Below are 20660 nucleotides of genomic sequence, written 5' to 3'. Positions count from 1 at the left end.
AAACACCCGATCCCATCCCGAACTCGGAAGTGAAACGCCCCAGCGCCAATGGTACTGCGTCTTAAGACGTGGGAGAGTCGGTCGCCGCCAGGCCCGCAAAACGCAATCGAATGTCTATGAAAACGATAACCACTCATATCCAAGCCGCCTCTCTGGAGGCGGCTTTTTGCGTTTCTGCGCCCGCTCCTTCGCCCCAGCCGACGCAAGGATGACGCTGCCCATCGGCCGAACCTCGCGGCAGCGAACGATTCGCCAGGGCGCAAGCGAGAGGTCGATGGACGGCAGCCGGCCAACACACCGACCGTCGCCGGAAATAGACCTCCACCGCATCTCCAGAATCAGTCCCCCCATAAGCCTCGGTCGACGAGCCCGCGGGAAGCCACCAGGAAAACCGGCTCGGTCATCACCTCCGCCCGACCCGCATCCCTGTGCGAATCGCAAACGCAAAACACCCGCCACGCCCAGAATGAGACCCGGAAGGCCAAGCGGAAGAAGACAAAACACTGAAAACAAAAGGGAAAATGGCCGAACGCTCAGCTGGATGGCGGTAGGACGAACGACATGGTCGGCGCGGTGATCTTCCTCGCCTCGAATGCTGGCAGCTGCGCGAGTGGAGAGGCTTTCTTTCTGGCTGGCGGCTACCGAGCCCCCGGGGCTCAGGCGCAGAGCGCCGCCCTGCCTACGGATGGTGGAACACTGGCTCCATCGCGGCCCACCATTCTCCGTTCTCGCGGGTGGCGAACGGTGTCTGCAGCGGATCGCAGATCTTCCACCAATCCTGCATCGCCGGGTTTTCCGCCATGCTGGCCATGTCCGCCTCGAAGTCGTCGCCGGTGTATTCCCAATAGGCGAAGAGCAGGTTGTCCGGCTCCTTCAGGAAGATCGTGTAATTGCGGATGTTGGCGCGTGTGATCGCGTCGAGAACGTGCGGCCAGACCGCTGCGTGCAGTTCCTTGTAGCGCAAGACGGCGTCCGGCTTCAGCCCGATGCAAAGACCCATTCTCCTCATTTCGCTCCAGTCCCCCTCACGTCGGCGAGATCGCCACGGACCGTGGCCGTCCTTGACCGAGTTTTATTGTTATATTAGTATTCATCAATGATGCCGGAATGCAAGCCGGCCCCTCCCATCTCCGGCGAGATTATCAAGGCTCCATGGCGCGCTTCCTCAAACTTACCGATGCCGACAACATCGTCGTGGCGATCGAGACCCTGAACCCTGGGGACGTGGCGGATGGTGTCATCGCCACTGCGCGCGTTCCGCGCGGCCACAAGATGGCCGTCGCTCCGCTCGGCAAGGACGATGCGGTCGTCAAATACGGCCAGGTGATCGGCTTCGCTCGGGACGCGATCGCCGCCGGCGACTGGGTGCATGAACACAATGTCTATCTGCACGCGTTCGACCGGGACTACGCCTATGGCGCGGAGGCGCGCCCGACCGCGTTCGTCGCGCCGGCGCGGCGGCGGACGTTCCAGGGGTTCCCGCGCGCCAACGGCAAGGTCGGCACGCGCAACTACATCGCCGTCCTGACCTCGGTGAACTGCTCTGCCAGCGCCGCCCGCTTTATCGCCGAGGAGGTGACGCGCTCGGGCCTGCTTGCCGACTATCCGAACGTCGATGGCGTCATCCCGCTGGTGCACGGCACGGGTTGCGGTCTCGACATCAACGGCGAGGCCTATGAGCTGCTGAAGCGCACCCAATGGGGGTTCGCCACCAATCCCAACGTCGGGGGCGTGCTGATGGTCGGCCTCGGGTGCGAGGCTTTCCAGATTCCGCGCTGGATGGATGCCTATGGCATCACGGAAGACACCACCTTCCGTACGCTGACGATCCAGGAAATCGGCGGCACCCGCAAGACGGTGGAGGCCGGCGTCAGGGCTATTGCCGAGATGCTGCCGGTCGTCAACGAGGCAAGCCGCCGCGAGACCCCGGCCTCGGAACTGATGCTCGCGCTCCAGTGCGGCGGATCGGACGGATATTCCGGCATCACCGCCAACCCGGCGCTTGGCATCGCGGTGGATCTTCTCGTCGCCGAGGGCGGCACGGCGATCCTCTCGGAGACGCCGGAGATCTATGGCGCGGAACATCTGCTCATGCGCCGCGCTGAAAGCCGCGAGATCGGCGAGAAGCTTGCCGGCCGCATCCGCTGGTGGGAGGACTACACAGCCCGCCACTACATGGAGATGAACAACAATCCCTCGCCCGGCAACAAGGCGGGTGGTCTGACGACGATCCTGGAAAAGTCGCTCGGCGCTGCGGCCAAGGGCGGTTCGACCAATCTCACCGGCGTCTACGACTATGCCGAACCGGTGGACGTGCGCGGCCTCGTCTTCATGGATACGCCCGGTTACGATCCCGTTTCGGCGACCGGGCAGGTCGCCGGCGGGGCCAACATGCTCTGCTTCACCACCGGCCGCGGCTCCGCCTTCGGCTGCAAGCCGACGCCCTCGATCAAGCTTGCCTCGAACTCCTTCATCTACGAGCGAATGGAGGAGGACATGGACATCAATTGCGGCGACGTGCTCGACGGAGTGTCGCTTGCCGAAAAGGGCGAGGAGATCCTGTCGAAGATCCTTGCCGTCGCCTCAGGAGAGCGTACCAAGTCGGAGCAGCTCGGCTACGGCGACAGCGAGTTCGTGCCCTGGTCGGTCGGCGCGACGATGTGAGACGGGCAGACGCCGCGCGGATCAGAGCGCGGCGTCGAGTGCATCCCATATTTCCGCGGGCAGGTCCCGCTCGAACCAGTCGACGCTGGTCGCCAGGTCCTGCGGGCTGCGCGTGCCGACGAGCACCGAGGCGACGGCGGGGTGGCGGAGCGGGAACTGCACCGCCGCAGCGCCAAGTGGTATGCCGTGGCGCTCGGCCACCTCGTGGAGCCTGTCCACCTGGCACAGCACCTCCGTCGGCGCGTCGGCGTAGTTGAACTTCGTCTCGCCGCCCTTTTGCGCTGCCAGGATGCCGGAATTGTAGGCGCCGCCGATGACGATCGAGACGCCCCGCTGCCTGGCCTGCGCCAGAAGCGCCTCGCCGGAGCGGTCGAGCAGCGTGTAGCGGCCGGCGAGCAGGCAGCAGTCCAGATCCGCCTCCTCCATTGCTTCCTCGATGGCCCGGGTTTCGTTGACGCCCAGCCCGAAGCCCTTGATCAGACCCGCCGCGCGCAGCTCCTCAAGTGCCCGGAAGCCGCCCTTCGTCAGGTCGCCCCAGTGTTTCTCATGGCGCTCCGCGTGGGTCACGCGGCCGATGTCGTGGACAAAGAGAATGTCGACCTCCGGCCGGCCGAGCCGCTGCTGGCTGTCGTCGAAGCTGCGCATCAGCCCATCATAGCTGTAGTCGAAGATCTCCTCGAAATTCAGCCCGTTGCGCCAGCCGGAATCGAAGGGATTGCGTGGCGCGGCCGGAGGCAGGTCGCGCCCGGGTCGCCGGCGCGCCATCAACCTGCCAACCTTGGTGCTGACCGTGGCTGTGGATGCCGTGGCGGCCTCCTCGCGCAGGAAATGGCCGAGAAGATGCTCGGCGCGCCCAAGGCCGTACATGGGGGCCGCGTCGAAATAGCGGATGCCCGCCTCCCAGGCGGCGCGCAGCGTGTCTTGCGCCTGGGCAAGTGGCGCCTCGCGGTAGAGGCCGCCGAAGGCCGCGCAGCCGAGCCCGAGGGCCGTCACCTCGATACCGGCCCGCTCGAGCCTGCGTCGTTCAGATACCTTCACGTCATCCCTCCCCGGGTCGTTTCGCCCCGCCGCTTCGCGCTCAGGCCGCCGGCTCGCTGGCCGGCCGGCCTGCGGGCTCCTTGTCGAGATAGGCGAGCGTGTTGCGCAAGGAGGTCTCCAGGTGTTCGCGCAACGCGTTCATCGATGCCTCCGGGTCGCCGCTTTCGAGCGCCTTCAGGATGGCGCGATGCTGGGCGATGGTTTCGCCGGCGGCGCCCGGCGTCGGCAAGGTGCGCAGCCGGCAACGGTCCATCTGCGCCTTGGAAACGTCGACCACCTTCCAGAGCATGGTGAGCCCGTTGACCTCGGCGATCATTCGGTGGAAATCGTCGTCGCGGGCGATTGCCTCGTCGTAGCGCTGGCGAGACACCGCCGTTTGCTGCGCGAGGATGATGTCTTCCAGATCCTGGATCTGCGCCGGTGTGATGACCGGCGCGGCGCGCTTGATGCTCTCCAGCTCCAGCGCGATGCGGATGATGTAGGCCTCCTCAACCTGCTTGCGGCTGATTTCCGAGACGAAGGTGCCGTGCTGGGCGAAGACCTCGATCAACCCCTCGTCGCTGACCTTCTTCACCGCCTCGCGCACCGGCGTGCGCGAGATGCCGAGCTTCGTGGCGATGTCGATCTCGTTGATCGGCGCGCCCGGCCCGATCCGGCCGGTGACGATGGCCTTGCGCACCAGCGCATAGACCTGGTCGCGCAGGGGAATGGCGCGGTTCAGCACCACCCCGTCCAGAAATTCCGCGAGCTTGTCCTTCTCGCCCGCGCGCGGCATTCTCGCTGCCATGCCATTCGACCTCGCTTTTGTCCGCAGCCAGTCCGGCCGCGTGCCCGGAGTGTCGCGAAACGCGCCTGGCGTCAATGCGCCAACCTTCGCTCTCGACGCCCGGTAATTTATTATACTAGTGTAACAGAGACCGACAAGCGATGCCTTCTCTTCTCGCAAGGGGAGCAGTCCGCTCCGTCGCGGGCACGGGAGGGGACCCATGACGCACCATCCTGTTGTTGACGCACATCATCATTTCTGGCGTGTCGCGCGCGGTGACTACCACTGGATGTCGCCGGAGATGGGCGCGCCGCTTTACAGGGACTACGGACCCGCCGACCTCGAACCGCTGCTGCGCAGGGCGGGCGTCGACGCGACGGTGGTGGTGCAGGCGGCGGCAAGCGAGGCGGAAACGCTCTACCTGCTCGACCTCGCCGAGGCGACGGACTTCGTCGCCGGTGTCGTCGGCTGGCTCGACATGGAGGATCCGCGCTTCGCCGAAAGGCTCGAAGCGTTCCGCACCCATGCGAAGTTCGTCGGCATCCGGCCCATGCTGCAGGATCTGGAGGATGATGCCTACATCCTGCGGCCCGCGGTTCTCGACAGCCTCGCCGTCCTGGCGCAGAGCAACATCGCCTTCGATATTCTCACTTATCCCCGCCACCTGCCGCATGTCGCGACCGCCCTGGAGCAGGTGCCCGGTCTGCGGGCCGTCGTCGACCATCTCTCCAAGCCGGATATCGCTGGCGGGGGGATCGGCGGCTGGGCGCGGGACATTGCCCGCATCGCCGACTTCCCCAATGTCCACTGCAAGCTCTCTGGCATGATCACGGAGGCCGACGCGGGAGCCTGGCGGCCGCGCGACCTCGAGCCTTTTGTCGACCATGTCCTTGCCGTCTTCGGGCCCGAGCGCCTGCTCTACGGAAGTGACTGGCCGGTTTGCCTGCTCGCGGGCAGCTATGCCGAGGCGATGAATGCCCTGCGCGGCGTGCTGTGCGGCAAGCTGCCGGCGGCAGCGCTCGCCGACGTTTTCGGCCGCAATGCCGTGCGTTTCTATGGTCTGGAGCTGTGATCGTCCCGGGCGCGAAACTGGCGAATGCCATCAGGGGGGCATCGCTTGTCCTTATTATTATATTAGTGTAATAGATGGGTGTCCGGTGGCATCCGGCCCTTGGAGGAGGGTCGGCCACGGGCGCGGAGGGGGACATGAGCGCATCGACCTGCGCCTTGCGCATGCGGGGCATCAGCAAGACCTTTCCTGGCGTGAAGGCGCTTTGCGACGTGACGCTCTCTGTCGACTACGGTCGGGTGCATGCGATCGTCGGCGAGAACGGCGCTGGCAAATCGACGCTGATGAAGATCCTGAGCGGCGCCTATCTTCCTTCTTCCGGCAGCACCGAAGTCAATGGCGTCGAAGTGAGGATGCGTCGGCCGGCCGACGCGCAACGCCTCGGCATCCGCATGGTGCATCAGGAGCTCAATCTCGTTCCCGATCTCACGGTCGCGGAGAATGTCTACCTCGGACGCATGCCGCGCCGCTGGGGCTTCGCCGACAGGGCGCGAATGATCCGCGACGTGGAGGTGGTCCTGAAGGAACTCGGGGCCTCCATCGATCCCGCCGCCCGCCTCGGCGATTTGTCCATCAGCCAGCAACAGCTTGTCGAGATCGCCAAGGCCTATGCGGCGGGGCCGCGCATCATCGTGCTCGACGAGCCGACCTCGAGCCTCAGCGAGCACGAGACCGCCGCGCTCTTTCGCATCCTGCGCAGGATGCGCGACCAGGGGCTGGCGATCATCTACATCAGCCACCGCCTCAAGGAGGTGCTGGAGATCGCCGATGACGTGACAATCCTGCGCGATGGCAACCTGATCGAGACCCGGCCGGCGGAGGGCATCAGCGCCTCCGAGATGATCCGCTGCATGGTCGGGCGCGAGGTCACGAATGTCTTTCCCAAGACGCCGTCGCGGATCGGCGTGCCCGTGCTTCGGGTCGAGGGGCTTGGCGACGGCTACAATTTTCGCGACATCGGCTTCGAGGTGCGCGCCGGTGAAATCCTGGGCCTCACCGGGCTTGTCGGTGCCGGGAGAACCGAACTGGCCCGCGCCATCTTCGGTCTCGCGCCGGTCACGGCCGGGCGGATCGAGATCGACGGCCGCGAGGTGCGCATCGGTTCGCCGGCGGCGGCCGTGCGCGCCGGCATCGGCTTTGTACCCGAGGACCGCAAGGCCGATGGCATCGTTCCCTCGATGAGCGTGCGCGAGAACATCAGCCTGCCGGTGCTTCGCAGGATGTCCCGCTTCGGCCGTGTCAGCCTTGGCCGCGACCGCGAGCTTGCCGCTCGCTTCGTCCGCGAGCTTTCCATCGCCCCGCCCGATCCCGAACGGCGCATCGACCTTCTTTCGGGCGGGAACCAGCAAAAGGCCGTCATCTCCCGATGGCTCTCGACCGGCCCAAAGGTGCTCATCCTCGACGAACCGACGCGCGGCGTCGACGTCGGCGCCAAGGCGGAGATCCACCGCATCGTCGGTGAACTCGTCGCCGGTGGCCTGGCGGTGGTGATGATTTCCTCCGAGCTTGCCGAGGTTCTGGGCGTCTGTGACCGCGTCGTTGTGATGCGTGACGGGCGGGCCTGCGCCCCGCTCGAGCGCGCGGAACTCTCCGAGGAACGCATCATGGCACTTGCCACGGGAGAAGAGGCCGCATGACGGATATACCCGCACCCATGCAACGCAGCGCAGACGCCGAACGTTTCAGGGCCGAAGGCGCGCTGGCGGGTCTCCTGTCGCGCGGCGGGCTGGCGCTGGCCATTCTCGCGGTGCTTGTCTACGGCTGGGCCGCGAGCCCGATGTTCCTGACGGCGGACAACCTGCTCAACGTGCTGATGTCGATGGCGATCATCGGCATCGTCGTCGTCGGCATGACGTTCGTGCTGGTCGTCGGCGGGCTCGCGGACCTCTCGGTCCCCGCCACCATCGCCTGCGGGGCGATCCTGTCGCTGGCGCTCCAGCCCGTGATCGGCCCGGTGCCGGCGTTTGGAGCGGCGATTGCGCTGGCCGGCGTCTGCGGACTGGTGAGCGGCATTCTCGTTGGCTACGTCGGTATCAACCCGATCATCGCGACGCTCGGCGTCGGCACCATCGTGCTCGGCATCGTCCAGTCCGCGGTCGGCGGCGTCATCGTCTATGGCGCAAATCCGGAGACCGCCGTCCTGCTGAAAAGCCGCGTGCTCGGCATCCCCTTCATTGTCCTCGTTTTTCTGGCCGTCGCCCTTCTGGGCCATTTCCTGCTCGCCCGCTCGTGGTGGGGCCGCTGGACCTTCGCAACCGGGGGCAACCTCTCCGCCGCCGAGGCCAGCGCCGTGCCGGTTCGGGCGGTGAGGGCGGGCGCCTTCGTCATCACCGGCCTGTGCTCCGGGCTGAGCGGCGCGCTGCTTGGCCTGACGCTTCAAAGTGCGCGTCCACTCGTCGGCACCGGCTACGAGTTCAGCGCCATCACGGCGGTGGTGGTCGGCGGCGTCTCGATCATGGGCGGGGCGGGCTCGGTGCCACGGGCCATCGCCGGGCTGGTCTTCGTTCAGCTCCTGACCAACATCATGGTGCTTCAGGGGGTGCGTACGCCGGTGCAGGGGCTGGTTCTCGGCTTGTTGATCGCCGGCGCCGTGGCGCTCGACATGGCGCTGCGCCGGCGGGGAGGCGCATGATGAAACCGCTTGCCCGGATCGTGCGCTACCGCGTTGCCCTCATTTTCGGCCTGACGCTTCTCGCCGCCGCCCTGTTCGTGCCCGGGTTCGTCAAGGTGACGACGCTCAGCCTCGGTCTCGACCGGGGTTCGACCATCGGCATCATCGCCATCGGCATGACCGTGCTGCTGATCGCCCGCCAGATCGACCTCTCGGTCGGCTCGACCTTCGCGCTGGCGGGCATCGTCGCCATCGGGCTTCAGCCCGTCGTCGGCATCTGGCCGGCGGCGGGGCTGGGCGTTCTCGCCGGCGCTTTGGCGGGAGCGATCAACGGCATCCTCGTCGTTGGCATGCGGATCAACGCACTGGTGGCGACGCTTGCGACCATGCTGATCTTCCGCTCCGCCGCCCACTGGCTGACCGACAGTCAGCCCTTGCCGGGCACGGACATCATGCTGTCGGTCTCCCTGTCGCAGATCTTCCTCGATGTGTTCACCCTGCGCAGCGCCCTTTTCGTCAGCGCCATCCTGTTGCTTCAGGTCTGGCTGACGCACACGGTCGCCGGGCGCAATCTCTTTGCCGTCGGCTCAAACGCCGCCGCCGCCGAGGCGAGCGGCATCTCTCCGGGTCGTACCGTGTTTCTTGCCTTCGTCTTCGCTGGAATGCTGGCCGGCGTTGCCGGCGTTTTGCAGAGCCTGATCACCAACACCGGCTCGCCGGTCTTCGGCTCGGAGCTGCTCGTCACCGTCATCGCTGCGGTCGTTGTCGGCGGCACCCGCATCGAGGGTGGGCGCGGGTCGGCGCTGGGCACGCTGGGAGGCGTGCTTACCATCGCTTCGATGACGACGGCGATGGAGTTTCAGTCGGTGCCCGCCTACGTGCAGCAGGTCGTCGCCGGCGTCATTCTGATCGTGCTCGTCGTGCTCGACCGCACCGTGCGGCCCGGGCCGCGCAGCCATGCCGCGGCGGGCGCCTCTGGCTGATTGCCTGTCTTTGGGAGGAGAAAGAACATGCGCATGAGAAAATCAGGACTTCTGGCAGGGGCGCTGATGCTGGTGGCAAGCGTCGGCGTGGCCGAGGCGAAGAGCGTCTGCTACGTGACGGCGGCAGACGCCCACGCCTATGCCACGCCGGCAAACGAGGCGCTGGCTGCCCGGGCCAGGGAACTCGGCCTCGAGGTCATCACGCTCAGCCAGAATTTCGACGTGCAGACGGGCACCGAGCAGATCGGCACCTGCATCGCACGCGGCGTCGACGGCATCATCCTGTGGCCGCTCGATCCGCAGGCCTATATCCCCGGTCTTGCCCGGGCGCAGCAGGCGGAAATCCCCTCGATCCTGATCAACTCGCCGATGAGCGAGCAGGCCAATGCCTTCATCAAGTCGTTCACCGGCCCCGACGTCTACGAGGAGGGCGAGATGGCGGCCGATGCGCTCAATGGCGCGCTGGGCGGCAAGGGCTCCGTCGTCGTCATCGCGGGGCAGGCCGGCAACGGCACGACCATCGGCCGCGTTGGCGGCTTCGTCGACCGGCTTGCCGAGATCGGCAGCAAAATCGAGGTTCTCGACACGGTCAACGCCGATTTCGATCAGCAGAAGGCGCTCGTCGTCAGCCGCGACCTCATCACCCGCTTCGGCGACCGCATCCATGGCGTCTATGCCAATGACGACACGATGGCGCGCGGCTTCATCGACGCGTGGAAGGAAGCGAACCCGGGCGAGGCGACGCCGCCGATTGTCGGCATCAACGGCCAGAAGGACGCCTTCGCCTCGATCAAGTCCGGCGAGATGTACGCGACCATCGTTCAGTCACCGGTCGAGGATGGCAGGCTTGCCATCGAGACCATGGCGGCGATCCTGGACGGCAAGGAAGTCAAGGCGCGCCTGCCGATCCCGCTGACGGTCGTCACCAGCGAGAATGTCGACAGCGTCGAACCGGCATTCTGAGCCCTCGCGCCGAAGGGATGGGATAAAACGCATCGGGCCCGGTCATGCGACCGGGCCCGATGCCGTTCTGCTGGCCCTCGGGCGGCCTAGGTCGCTCGTTCGGTGAGCAGGACGACCACCTTCGCATTCTCGCCGAGGTCGAGCGCGGTCCTCAGGTCCGGATCGCCGCAGGCGCGGCAAAGTCCCGCCAGGCCGGCCGCCCCCGAAGGGCCGACGCTGATTGCCTGCGTGCCCGCCGCGAGCTGGCTCATCGCCGCGCGGGCCTCTCCGTCGGAGATCGACAGATAGTTGGACGCGAGGCTTGCGACCGTCGGCCAGGCGCCGGCGGCTGGCTTCAGGCAGTCGAGGCGGGTCATGATGGTTTCCCCGTCCGCCGCGATCTCGCTCAGCCGTCCTGCCCGCGCGCTCGCCGCGAGACAGGCGGCGCTCTCCGGCTCGACCACGACGAAGCGCGGCAGCGCCGTCGCACCATGGCGGGTTCGCCAGTAGCCCATGACCCCGGCGGCAAGCCCGCCGACGCCGGCCTGTACGAACACATGTGTCGGCGCTTCGCCAGCGGCCTCGAGCGCGTCGATGATTTCCCCGGCCAGCACGCTGTAGCCCTGCATGACGAACTGGCTCGCCTCGAATCCCGGCTCGCCTTCCTCGGCGATGTCGGGCACGGCGAGCACGCCGTCGCGTCGGCCAGCCTTGGCGGCTTCGGCGACTGCCGTCTCGTAGCTGCCGTTGATGCGAACGACCTCGGCGCCAAGGGTGGCGATTGCCCGCTCAACCTCCGTCCCGACTGCCAAATGGATGAGGATCCGGGCTTTCGCTCCGGCAAGCCGTGCCCCGGCGGCGACCGAGAGACCGTGATTTCCCGCCGATGCCGTGGTGACGGTAAGCCGGCTTGCTATCTCGCGGACCTCCGTGTTGCGGCCGATCTCGGCGGGCTCGACGCAGCGGCCGAGGGTGCTTTCCGCCGCCCGGTGGACGAGACGGATCACAGCATAGGCACCGCCAAGCGCCTTGAAGCTGCCAAGACCCATGCGCGCGGTCTCGTCCTTGAGGAAGAGCGCGCCGAGGCCAAGGGCTGAGGCGAGATCCGGCCGGTGGCGCAGCGGCGTTGCGGCAAGGCCCATCGTCGGACCGAGGAAACGGGCGACCTCCTCCGGAGCGCCGGGCGCGCACCACCAGGGGCGGGGCGACGAGGAGGGGGAAAGGGAGGCGGTATCCATTGGTCAGTCTCCGAGCCGCTGGCGCACCAGCGTGGTGAAATAGGCGATGCCGGCGGCGAGCGCGGCATCGTTGAAATCATAATGGGCGCTGTGCAGCGGCATGCCGTGGGCACCCTGGGTGCCATTGCCGAGATAGGCGAAATTCCCGGGTCGATGTTGCAGGAACAGGCCGAAGTCCTCCGCCCCCATCATCGGCACCGGATCCGGGTCGACGGCCTCGGCCCCGAGCGCGGCGTGCGCTGCCGCCAGGGCGTGGCCGGTCTCGGCCGGATGGTTCACGGTCGGGGCGAACTCATGGGTGTAGCTTATCTCGATGTCGGCTCCGAAGGCCGCGGCCACGCCCTGCGATATCTGCCGCATCTCGCGTTCGATCAGCGCCTGCATCGCTGGCGTGAAGCTGCGGGTATCGCCTTTCAGCGTTACCGTCTCGGGCAGCACGTTGCGTGTTCCGTCGCTGAGGATCTCGGTGATCGAGACGACCGCGTTGTCGAGTGGATCGGCACGACGCGAGACGATCGCCTGCAGCGCCAGCGTCAGATGGGCGGCGATAACGATCGGGTCGTTGGAGACATGCGGTCGCGCCGCGTGGCCGCCACGTCCGGTGAGGCGAATCTCGAAGTTGTCTTCCGAGGCCATCAGCGCGCCGGGCCGCGTCGCGAACTGCCCGGTCTCGAGGCCCGGCAGGTTGTGCAGGCCGTAGATCTCGTCGAAGGGAAAGCGCTCGAGCAGCCCGTCGTCGAGCATCGCCCGCGCGCCGCGTCCGTGTTCCTCCGCCGGCTGGAACAGGAAGACGGCGGTGCCGGAAAAGCCCCCCTCGTGGGAAAGCGCGCGCGCCGCGCCGAGCAGGATCGCGGTATGCCCGTCATGGCCGCAGGCGTGCATGGTTCCGTGATTGCGCGAGGCGTGCGGCAGGTTGGTCTTTTCAGTGATCCTCAGCGCGTCCATGTCGGCGCGTAGGCAGATGCTGCCCGTGCCCTCGCCACGCCGCAGCAGCCCGACGACGCCGGTGCCGCCGATGCCCTCGTGGACGTCGAGGCCGAACGCGCGCAGCCTCGCGGCGATAAAGCGGGCCGTCTCGTGTTCCTCGAATCCGAATTCCGGATGGGCGTGCAGGTGCCGCCGCCAGTCCGTCGCCTCTTCGGCCACTCCCTGCCAGAGCGTTGCGTTCATCGCGTTTCCCCATGGTCCGTTGCCTTGTCACAGGGAAGACTGGATTGAGCGCTGGATTTCTGCAAATTCTGAAAGAAAACGCCGAAATCAGGAGAGGGGACGCAGGCCATGGCCGGATCGGCGCGAAAATCGGTGAAGCTCGACGATCACGACATTGCACTCCTGAACCTCGTCCAGGAGAACAACCTGCTGACGGCGGAGCAGATGGCGGCGCGGGTGAGCCTCTCGCCTTCCGCGTGCCAGCGGCGGCTCCGCAAGCTGCGGGACGCGGGCGTCATTCGCGCCGATGTGGCGCTGCTCGATCCGGCGGCCGTCGGTCCCAGCGTCACCACCATTGTGCATGTGTCGCTGGAGCGCGAACGTCTCGACCTGCTCGAGGCCTTTCGTGCCGAGCTCTCCGCCCGCCCGGAAGTCACCCAGTGCTATTATGTCACCGGTGACGCCGATTTTGTCCTCGTCGTCGTGACCCCGGACATGGAGGCCTATGGCGCCTTCACCGAGCGCGCCTTCTTCGCCAATGCAAATGTACGGTCCTTCCAGACCTACACGGTGATGAAGACCGTGAAGGCGACGATGAAGGTTCCCCTCTCCTAGGCTCCTGCTTCCTCGTTCATGTCTGGCGCGACAAGATCGCCGACCGGCCCGTCGAGATGAAGCCTTGCCCCGGTCTGCGCCTGAAGCGCCTCCAGCGACAGGCCGGCTGGTTTCTCGCGCAGCACGAAGCGCCCGTCCGCAATGTCGATGACGGCGAGGCTGGTGTAGACGCGGGTGACGCAGGCAACGCCGGTCAGCGGAAAGCTGCAGCGTTCAACCAGCTTGGGCTGGCCGTCCTTGGTGACGTGTTCGGTGATCACCGCCACGCGCCTTGCGCCGTGAACCAGGTCCATCGCCCCGCCGACCGCCGGCACGCCCTTCGTGCCGACGCGCCAGTTGGCGAGATCGCCGGTTTCCGCCACCTGGTAGGCGCCGAGGATCGCCACGTCGAGGTGACCGCCGCGCACCATGGCGAAACTGTCGGCGTGGTGGAAGAAGGCGGCCCCCGGTTTCAGTGTGATCGCCTTCTTGCCGGCATTGATCAGGTCCCAGTCCTCCTCGCCTGCCGGAGGCGCCTTGCCGAAGCCGAGAACGCCGTTTTCGGTGTGGAAGATCGCTTCTCTCCCCTCGGGCTGAAAGCGGGCAACCAGTTCGGGAAAGCCGATGCCGAGGTTGACATAGGCGCCGTCGGCAATGTCCTGGGCCGCGCGCCAGGCGATCTGCGCGTTTGTCAGCTTGGTCATGCCGTGCCCTCCCGGGAGGACACGACCGAGCCCCGGTGGGCGACACCGGCGCGGATCAGCGCTTCCTCCTGCGCCGGGTCGGCCACCTCGACAACCGCGTCGACGAAGATGCCAGGGGTGACAACCGCTTCCGGGTCGATGCCGCCGGCGGGCACGATCTGGCGTGCCTGCACGATCGTGCGTGCCGCTGCCATTGCCATCAGCGGGTTGAAGTTCCGCGCCGCCAGCCGGTAGACGAGATTGCCGAGCGGGTCGGCGCGTTCGGCCTTCAGCAGCGCGAAATCTGCCTTCAACCAGCGTTCCTGCACATACATGCGCCCGTCGAATTCACCCGTCGGCTTACCCTCGGCAAGCTCCGTTCCGTAGGACGCCGGCGTGTAGAAGGCCGGAATGCCGGCGCCGCCGGCGCGAATGCGTTCGGCGAGCGTGCCCTGCGGCACCAGTTCCAGCTCGATCTCGCCGGCAAGGTATTTCTGGGTGAAGGCGCGCGGCTCGCTCGAGCGCGGGAAGGAGCAGACCATCCGCCGCACCATGCCGGCATCTATCATCGCGGCGATGCCGACCCGGCCGTTACCGGCATTGTTGTTGATGACGGTGAGGTCCCCTGGCGCTCCGGTGTCCAGGTAGCGGTCGATCAGAGCGTGGATCAGCTCGATCGGCGCGCCGGAGCCGCCGAAGCCGCCGATCATCACCGATGCACCGGTTCCGATCCGGGAAACCGCCTCATGGGCGGTCGCGATGGTCTTGTCCATGACATCTCTCCCCCGCAGGCGCGCTGGGCAACTGCATGTCGTCGCAAGCCTGCTGTACCCCGGCTGCGGGTGCAATGGCTGGCGTGCGGATCTTGACACTTGTTCGGATTGTGGAACTTGCTGTTCGCATGTTGAACAAGACCGACACCATCGCCTCGCTCGCCAAGGGGCTTCGGGTGCTTGCCTGCTTCGGCGCCGAAACGCCGCGCCTGGCCATCGCCGATGTGGCGGAGGCGACCGGCCTCGACCGGGCGACGGCGCGCCGCTGTCTCCTCACGCTCCATGCGGAAGGCTATGCCGACTACGATGGCAAGTATTTCGCGTTGACGCCCAGGGCGCTGCGCCTCGGCATGGGCGCGCTTGCGGCGCTGCCCCTGCCGCAGATCGTCCAGCCCTGGCTCGACCAGCTTTGCGAGCGCATCGGCCAGTCCTGTTCGGTGTCGATCCTGGACGAGACGGAGATCGTCTATGTGGCGCGGGCGGCGCAGAAGCGGGTCATGTCGATCGGCCTGATGCCGGGCTCGCGGCTGCCGGCCCATTGCACCTCGATGGGCCGGGTGCTGCTTGCCGCGCGTCCCCAGGACGAGGCGCTGGAGCTTGTCGAGCGCTCGGACCTGACGCCGCGCACGCCGGCGAGCCTGACTGATCCGTCGGAGATCCTGGCGCGCGTTGCGCAGGTGCGCGCCATTGGCCATGCGCTGATCGACCAGGAGGTCGAGCTCGGCCTGCGTTCGATCGCCGTGCCGCTCTTCGACATGCGCGGGCGCGTGATTGCCGCGCTCAACACCGGCGTTGCGGCGGTGCATGCGGAGCCGGAGGATCTCGTCCGCCTCTACCTTCCGGCGCTGCTCAAGGTTCAGGAAGGGCTGCGCCGGGTCCTGCGCTGAGAGCGGCACGACCCGGCGCATGCGGCGACCCGGGGGGAACAGGTCACCGTATCCACTGCATCCCGTCGATGGAGATGTCCTGCCCGGTGAGGAAGTTGGGCTCCGCCGTCGCCAGGAAGGTGACGACGCTGGCCACGTCCTCGGGCGTGCCGACGCGCTTCAGCGCGATGCCGGCGGCAAGCTCGGTCTCGCGGGCCTCGATCATGGCGTTCGAGCGCTCGGTCTTGATCACGCCCGGACAGATGGCGTTGACCGCGATCTCCGGACCCAACTCCTTTGCCAGCGCCCGGGTCATGCCGAGGATGCCGGCCTTGGCGGCGGTGTAGGAGAACTTGCTCACCGCGCTGGTGACGCCGCCGGTATGGGCGTTCATCGACGACATGTTGATGATGCGGCCGCCGCCGTTTCTGCGCATCACCGGAACCACTGGCTGGATGTAGTTGAACGCACCCTTGAGATTGATGGCGATGGTGTCGTCGAACTCGTCCTCCGAGATCTCTGTTATGCCTTTCGGCATTGGCCGCCCGGCGTTGTTGAAGAGCACGTCGATCCGGCCCCAGGCTGCATCCACCTGGCGCACCACGTCGGCGGCGCGGGCGTGGTCGCGCACGTCCGCCACGAAGGTCAGCGCGCAGCGCGACAGGGCGCGGATTTCGGCCTCGGTACGCTTGAGGTCGTCCTCCAGCAGATCGACCAGCGCGATGTCGAAGCCGGCCCTGGCCAGGTCGAGCGCGCAGGCGCGGCCGATGCCGCGCCCGCCGCCGGTGACAAGCGCGAGCCTGCGCCCCGCCTCACTCACCGCCGTTCTCTTTGGCGAAGCGGGCGACGTCGGCGTGGGTCGCGAACCACACGTCGTCATGGCCCTGGATGTGCCGGATAAGCTCCTCAAGCACGAAGATGCGCGAGCGGTAGCCGGTGACATGCGGGTGCATGGTCAGCAGGAACAGCCCGCCTTCCTCATGGGCGCGGTCGAACTCGCGGCGGAAGATGTCAAGCACGGCCGTCGGCGGCGTGTAGGGGCGCAGCGCCGTGAAGCGGTTCATGTTGAAATAGACCGCGTCGTCGCGGATCCACTCGACCGGCAGCTCGACGATGCCCGTCGGCTCTCCGTCCTCGACAAGCTCGTAAGGGTCGTCATCGGCCATCAGCGAGGAATCGTAGAGCAGCCCCAGCTCGCGTTCGATGCCGAGGGTCGCATCCGAGAAGTCCCAGGATGGCGTGCGCATGCCGACGGGGCGGATGCCGGTGACGGCCTCCAGCGTGTCGGCGGCGCGCAGATGCAACTCGCGCTCGTTCTCCGGCGGCACCTGCGTGTTGACCTCGTGGATCCAGCCGTGCAGGCCGATCTCGTGACCCGCGCCGACGACGCGCTTCTGCTCGTCGGGATAGAGCAGGGCGACGACAGCCGGCACGAAGAAGGTGGCCGGCACACCGGCGTCCTCCAGCACCTTCAGGATGCGCGGCACGCCGACGCGGTTTCCGTACTGGCCTTGCGACATGCGGCCGATGGAGGTGCCGCCGTCGCGCAGCTCATTGGTCTCATGATCGCTGTCGAAGGACAGAGCCACGGCGCAGCGCGCGCCATCCTTCCACGCCTTCGGCTTCAGCGAGCGGCCCGCGCGCACCTTCTCGACCCGGCCGCGCCAGGTCGCTTCGTCCCATTCCCACGGCTCCATGGCCCGCATCTCCTTGTTATTCCGCCGCTTCCGGCAGCACAGGCACAGCTGCGAGCAGCCGCCTGGTGTAGTCGTGCGCCGGATGGTCGTAGATCGCGCCGGCTTCGCCTTCCTCGACGATCTTGCCCAGGTACATGATCGCCACCCGGTCGCAGAGGTGACGCACCACCGCGAGGTCGTGGCTGATGAAGACCAGTGACAGGTCGAGTTCGGCACGCAGGCGGATCAGCAGGTTGATGATCTGTGCCTGGATCGAGACATCGAGCGAGGCGACCGGCTCGTCGCAGATGACCACGTCCGGCTGCATGGCAAGCGCCCGGGCAATGGCGATGCGCTGGCGCTGACCGCCGGAAAACTGGTGCGGGAAACGTCCGGCCACCTCCGGGTCGAGGCCGACGGCGGCAAGCCACTGGCGCACATAGGCCGGGGCCTGCGCGCGCGTGACGATGCCGTGGGCGCGCGGCCCCTCGGCAACGATGTCGCCAATGCGCATGCGCCCGTTGAGCGAGGCGAAGGGGTCCTGGAAGATGGTCTGGATGCGGGTGGTGATCTTGCGTGCGCCGCGTCCCGCGCTCATCACCGGCTTGCCGTCGAGCAGCACCGTTCCCGCGCTTGGCTGCAGGATGCCGGCGGCCATGCGCCCGAGCGTGGATTTGCCCGAACCGGATTCCCCGACAAGTCCCAGAACCTCGCCGCGCTTCAGCGTCAGGCTCACCCCATCGACCGCCTGCACCGCCGGCAGCGGCCGGGCGAGGCCGGCACGTTCCGCCAGCCGCTGGAACAGGCCGGCGGGCTTCTGGAAGCGCTTCGACACCGCGTCGATGACGAGATAGGGCGTCCCAAGGGGCGGCAGGTCGGCGTGCACCCGCTCGCGCGGCGGCGGCGCGGCGTCCTCCAGCCCGCCGCCGCGGGCAAGCAGTTCGCCGGGCTTCGCCCGCGAGGGCAGGGCGTCGAGCAGCGCCTTCGTGTAGTCGTGCTGCGGCCGGGTCAGCACCGAGAGTGCCGGACCGATTTCCACCAGCCGGCCGGCGCGCATCACCGCCACCCGGTCGGCGATGGAGGAGACCGTCGCCAGGTCGTGGCTGATCCAGATCAGCGCCGTGCCGAGTTCGGAGACGAGTTCCTTCATCTCGGTCAGGATCTCGGCCTGGATCGAAACATCGAGCGCGGTGGTCGGCTCGTCGCAGATGATCAGTTTCGGCCGATGCAGCAGGGCGATGGCGATGGCGACGCGCTGGCGCATGCCGCCGGAGAACTGGTGCGGGTAGAAGTCGACCTTGCGCTCCGGCTCGGTGATGCGCACCTGCGCGAGCGCGGCGATGGCGCGCGCGCGCGCGGTTGCCGCGTCGACCTTTTCATGGGCCTCGAGCGCCAACTGGATCTGCGTGCCGATGGTGAGCACCGGGTTCAGCGTCATCATCGGGTCCTGGAAGACCATGGAGATGGCCTTGCCGCGGATTGCCCGCAGCTCGGAGGAGGTCAGACCGATCAGCTCGCGCCCCTCGAGCTTGATGGAGCCGCCGACGATGCGGCCGGGTTCGTCGATCAGGCCGATGATCGAGAAGCCGGTGATCGACTTGCCGGAGCCGGATTCGCCGACGAGGCCCAGGACCTCCCCGGCAGCGATGGAGAAGGACACGCCGTCGACGGCCTTCAGCTCGCTTCGTCCGCTCGGGAACCAAGTCTGCAGGTTCGTGACTTCGAGCAGCGGCGCGGTCATCGGCGGAGCCTCGGGTTGAGCTGGTCGCGCACCTGGTCGCCGACCAGATTGAGCGAGACGATGAAGAGGATCAGGGCGATGCCGGGGTAGATCGAGATCCAGTAGCGCCCCGAGAGGAGATACTGGAAGCCGTTGGAGATCAGCATGCCGAGGGAGGGCTCGGTCGGCGGCAGGCCGACGCCGAGGAAGGAGAGTGTCGCTTCCAGCGCGATGGCTGCTGCGATCTGCACGGTGGCGACGACGATCAGCGGCGGCATCGAGTTCGGCAGGATGTGGCGCAGCACCACCCGGCCGTGGGACAGCGGCACGGAGAGTGCCGCCTCCACATAGTCCTTCTGCCGCTCCGCCGCCGCTGCGCCATGGGCGGTGCGGGCGAAATAGGCGTATTGGGCGAAGATCAGCGCCATGATCAGCTGATAGCGGCCCTGGCCGAGGATCGCCGCGATGACGAAGGCGAGCAGGATCGCCGGGAACGACAGCTGCAGGTCGATGACGCGCATCACCACGCTCTCGAAGCGCCCGCCGATATAGGCGGCAGAGCAGCCGACGATGGCCCCGACGGTGAAGGCAACGCCGCCGGCGATGACGCCCATCTCCAGCGAAATGCGCAATCCGTAGATGATCGCCGACAGCAGGTCGCGACCCTGCGAATCCGTGCCCAGCCAGTGGACATAGCCGCCGGCGCCGACATATCCCGGCGGCCGGCGCGCGTCGCGCAGCACCAGATGGGCGAGGTCGTAGGGGTCCTGCGGCGCGATGAAGGGAGCAAAGAGCGCCGTCAGCACGATCAGGAGGACGACGAGCGCCGCCGCGGTTGCGATCCTGTTGCGGGAGAACTCCGCCAGGAAGCGGGCGAGAAGCGTGTCACGCATCAGGAACGCCCCTTTCTCAGTCGCGGATCGAGCAGCGCGTAGGTCACGTCGACGGCGAGGTTGATGAAGATGAAGAGCATCGCGACGAGCATCAGGTAGGCGACCATCACCGGCCGGTCGAGCGACGTGATGCTGTCGATGATGAGCTTGCCGAGGCCCGGCCAGGAGAAGATCGTTTCCGTGACGACGGCAAAGGCCAGGGTCGAGCCGAGCTCGAGGCCGAAGACGGTGACGAGCGGGATCGAGATCAGCCGGAGCACATGCCGGCGCAGCACCGTGTATTCGGACAGGCCGGCGGCGCGGGCGAATTTCACCGTATCGCTCAGCATCAGTTCACGGGTGCCGGCGCGGGCAAGCCGGATCATCAGCGCGAACTTGAACATCGCCAGGTTCAGTGCCGGCAGCACCATATGCGACCAGCCGTTCAGGGTCAGGAAGCTGAATTCCATGCCAAGCAGGTTGACCGTCTCACCGCGCCCGCCCGCCGGCATCCAGCCGAGCTGCACGGCGAAGACCATGATCAGCATCAGGCCGAACCAGAAGGTGGGAACCGAGAAGCCGAGGATCGAGGCGGCCATGATCGTGCGCGCGACCAGGCTGTTGGGCCGGTAGCCGGCGTACATGCCGAGCGGAATGCCGACGAGGCTGGCGAAGAGCACGGCCGTCAGCGTCAGTTCCAGGGTCGCTGGCAGGCGCGACATGATCAGCTCGCTGACCGGCATGTTGTAGACGAAGGAGCGTCCGAAATCGCCTTCGAGCAGCCGGCCCATGAAGGCGAGATATTGTTTCCAGAGCGGCAGGTCGAGGCCGTACTGGGCGATCACCTGGGCGCGGATGTCCTGGGTGACGTCCGGCGCGATCAGCACGTCGATGGGATTTCCCACCGCATAGACGCCGCTGAACACCAGCGCCGACATCGCCACCACGACGATGATCGCCTGCCACAGGCGTTGCAGGAGGAATGCTAGCATCGGATCCTCGTTCCCTTGTCGGCG

The 20660-nt window shown here is 67.0% G+C and carries 20 protein-coding genes and 1 rRNA gene; 9 read left to right on the top strand and 12 right to left on the bottom strand.

What is annotated here, in order from left to right:
* Positions 1-93 (top strand): 5S ribosomal RNA (gene rrf / locus ACSLUQ_RS15035); the annotation flags it as partial.
* A 586-nt stretch (positions 94-679) separates the two neighbouring features.
* Here rrf and ACSLUQ_RS15030 read toward each other — a convergent pair.
* Positions 680-1009 carry an L-rhamnose mutarotase gene (locus ACSLUQ_RS15030; RefSeq protein ID WP_461808978.1) on the bottom strand — a complete coding sequence of 110 codons (330 nt, stop codon included), beginning with the start codon at positions 1007-1009 and terminating at the stop codon, positions 680-682.
* A gap of 143 nt (positions 1010-1152) precedes the next feature.
* Between ACSLUQ_RS15030 and ACSLUQ_RS15025 the strand changes: the two genes are divergently transcribed.
* Complete coding sequence (locus ACSLUQ_RS15025; protein WP_461808977.1) at positions 1153-2664, top strand: UxaA family hydrolase; 1512 nt, start codon at positions 1153-1155, stop codon at positions 2662-2664.
* A 21-nt stretch (positions 2665-2685) separates the two neighbouring features.
* Here the strand turns inward: ACSLUQ_RS15025 and ACSLUQ_RS15020 are convergent, their stop codons facing one another.
* The gene (locus ACSLUQ_RS15020) at positions 2686-3702 is read right to left on the bottom strand and encodes an aldo/keto reductase (RefSeq protein WP_461808976.1); all 1017 of its coding nucleotides are present in this window, start codon (positions 3700-3702) and stop codon (positions 2686-2688) included.
* Positions 3703-3742: 40 nt separating this feature from the next.
* Complete coding sequence (locus ACSLUQ_RS15015) at positions 3743-4489, bottom strand: GntR family transcriptional regulator (RefSeq protein ID WP_461808975.1); 747 nt, start codon at positions 4487-4489, stop codon at positions 3743-3745.
* 199 nt (positions 4490-4688) lie between these two features.
* Here ACSLUQ_RS15015 and ACSLUQ_RS15010 point away from each other — a divergent pair, with 199 nt between their 5' ends.
* From ACSLUQ_RS15010 to ACSLUQ_RS14990, 5 genes are all read left to right on the top strand, one after another.
* Positions 4689-5540 carry an amidohydrolase family protein gene (locus ACSLUQ_RS15010; protein WP_461808974.1) on the top strand — a complete coding sequence of 284 codons (852 nt, stop codon included), beginning with the start codon at positions 4689-4691 and terminating at the stop codon, positions 5538-5540.
* 134 nt (positions 5541-5674) lie between these two features.
* Positions 5675-7174: a sugar ABC transporter ATP-binding protein gene (locus ACSLUQ_RS15005; RefSeq protein WP_461808973.1), complete on the top strand. Its 1500-nt coding sequence runs from the start codon at positions 5675-5677 to the stop codon at positions 7172-7174.
* Between the two features lie 17 nt (positions 7175-7191).
* On the top strand, positions 7192-8169 hold the full coding sequence (locus ACSLUQ_RS15000) for an ABC transporter permease (protein ID WP_461808972.1): 978 nt from the start codon (positions 7192-7194) through the stop codon (positions 8167-8169).
* Positions 8169-9131, top strand: coding sequence for an ABC transporter permease (locus tag ACSLUQ_RS14995; protein WP_461808971.1), 963 nt, complete (start codon positions 8169-8171; stop codon positions 9129-9131). Before ACSLUQ_RS15000 ends, ACSLUQ_RS14995 begins: the two co-directional genes overlap by 1 nt.
* A 27-nt stretch (positions 9132-9158) precedes the next feature.
* Positions 9159-10094, top strand: a complete 936-nt coding sequence (locus ACSLUQ_RS14990; RefSeq protein ID WP_417771727.1) for a sugar ABC transporter substrate-binding protein — start codon at positions 9159-9161, stop codon at positions 10092-10094.
* A gap of 86 nt (positions 10095-10180) precedes the next feature.
* Here the strand turns inward: ACSLUQ_RS14990 and ACSLUQ_RS14985 are convergent, their stop codons facing one another.
* Both ACSLUQ_RS14985 and ACSLUQ_RS14980 read right to left on the bottom strand, forming a co-directional pair.
* The gene (locus tag ACSLUQ_RS14985; protein ID WP_461808970.1) at positions 10181-11311 is read right to left on the bottom strand and encodes a diaminopropionate ammonia-lyase; all 1131 of its coding nucleotides are present in this window, start codon (positions 11309-11311) and stop codon (positions 10181-10183) included.
* A 3-nt stretch (positions 11312-11314) separates the two neighbouring features.
* On the bottom strand, positions 11315-12481 hold the full coding sequence (locus ACSLUQ_RS14980; protein ID WP_461808969.1) for a M20 aminoacylase family protein: 1167 nt from the start codon (positions 12479-12481) through the stop codon (positions 11315-11317).
* Between the two features lie 108 nt (positions 12482-12589).
* On the opposite strand from ACSLUQ_RS14980, the gene ACSLUQ_RS14975 reads away from it, so the two are divergent.
* Positions 12590-13075 carry an Lrp/AsnC family transcriptional regulator gene (locus tag ACSLUQ_RS14975; protein ID WP_417771730.1) on the top strand — a complete coding sequence of 162 codons (486 nt, stop codon included), beginning with the start codon at positions 12590-12592 and terminating at the stop codon, positions 13073-13075.
* On the opposite strand, the gene ACSLUQ_RS14970 is transcribed toward ACSLUQ_RS14975, so the two are convergent.
* Complete coding sequence (locus tag ACSLUQ_RS14970; protein ID WP_461808968.1) at positions 13072-13758, bottom strand: 3-oxoacid CoA-transferase subunit B; 687 nt, start codon at positions 13756-13758, stop codon at positions 13072-13074. The genes ACSLUQ_RS14975 and ACSLUQ_RS14970 overlap by 4 nt on opposite strands.
* On the bottom strand, positions 13755-14510 hold the full coding sequence (locus tag ACSLUQ_RS14965) for a 3-oxoacid CoA-transferase subunit A (RefSeq protein ID WP_461808967.1): 756 nt from the start codon (positions 14508-14510) through the stop codon (positions 13755-13757). The genes ACSLUQ_RS14970 and ACSLUQ_RS14965 overlap by 4 nt, the downstream gene beginning before the upstream one ends.
* A gap of 128 nt (positions 14511-14638) precedes the next feature.
* On the opposite strand from ACSLUQ_RS14965, the gene ACSLUQ_RS14960 reads away from it, so the two are divergent.
* Positions 14639-15397 (top strand): IclR family transcriptional regulator domain-containing protein, encoded by a 759-nt coding sequence (locus ACSLUQ_RS14960; protein ID WP_461808966.1) that lies wholly within the window; start codon positions 14639-14641, stop codon positions 15395-15397.
* Positions 15398-15440: 43 nt separating this feature from the next.
* Here the strand turns inward: ACSLUQ_RS14960 and ACSLUQ_RS14955 are convergent, their stop codons facing one another.
* Genes ACSLUQ_RS14955 through ACSLUQ_RS14935 form a run of 5 tightly spaced genes read right to left on the bottom strand, consistent with a single transcriptional unit; the run spans position 15441 to position 20636 of the window.
* Complete coding sequence (locus ACSLUQ_RS14955) at positions 15441-16196, bottom strand: SDR family NAD(P)-dependent oxidoreductase (RefSeq protein ID WP_461808965.1); 756 nt, start codon at positions 16194-16196, stop codon at positions 15441-15443.
* The gene (locus ACSLUQ_RS14950; protein WP_417771735.1) at positions 16189-17073 is read right to left on the bottom strand and encodes a polysaccharide deacetylase family protein; all 885 of its coding nucleotides are present in this window, start codon (positions 17071-17073) and stop codon (positions 16189-16191) included. Before ACSLUQ_RS14950 ends, ACSLUQ_RS14955 begins: the two co-directional genes overlap by 8 nt.
* 16 nt (positions 17074-17089) lie before the next feature.
* Positions 17090-18793 (bottom strand): dipeptide ABC transporter ATP-binding protein, encoded by a 1704-nt coding sequence (locus ACSLUQ_RS14945; RefSeq protein WP_461808964.1) that lies wholly within the window; start codon positions 18791-18793, stop codon positions 17090-17092.
* Positions 18790-19665, bottom strand: coding sequence for an ABC transporter permease (locus ACSLUQ_RS14940; RefSeq protein WP_417771737.1), 876 nt, complete (start codon positions 19663-19665; stop codon positions 18790-18792). Before ACSLUQ_RS14940 ends, ACSLUQ_RS14945 begins: the two co-directional genes overlap by 4 nt.
* Complete coding sequence (locus tag ACSLUQ_RS14935) at positions 19665-20636, bottom strand: ABC transporter permease (RefSeq protein ID WP_461808963.1); 972 nt, start codon at positions 20634-20636, stop codon at positions 19665-19667. Before ACSLUQ_RS14935 ends, ACSLUQ_RS14940 begins: the two co-directional genes overlap by 1 nt.
* Positions 20637-20660: the final 24 nt, after the last annotated feature.

The organism is Stappia sp. ICDLI1TA098, from assembly GCF_054880955.1.
The sequence above is the reverse complement of the archived record's forward strand: the minus strand, read 5'-3'. Positions and strand labels throughout refer to the sequence as shown.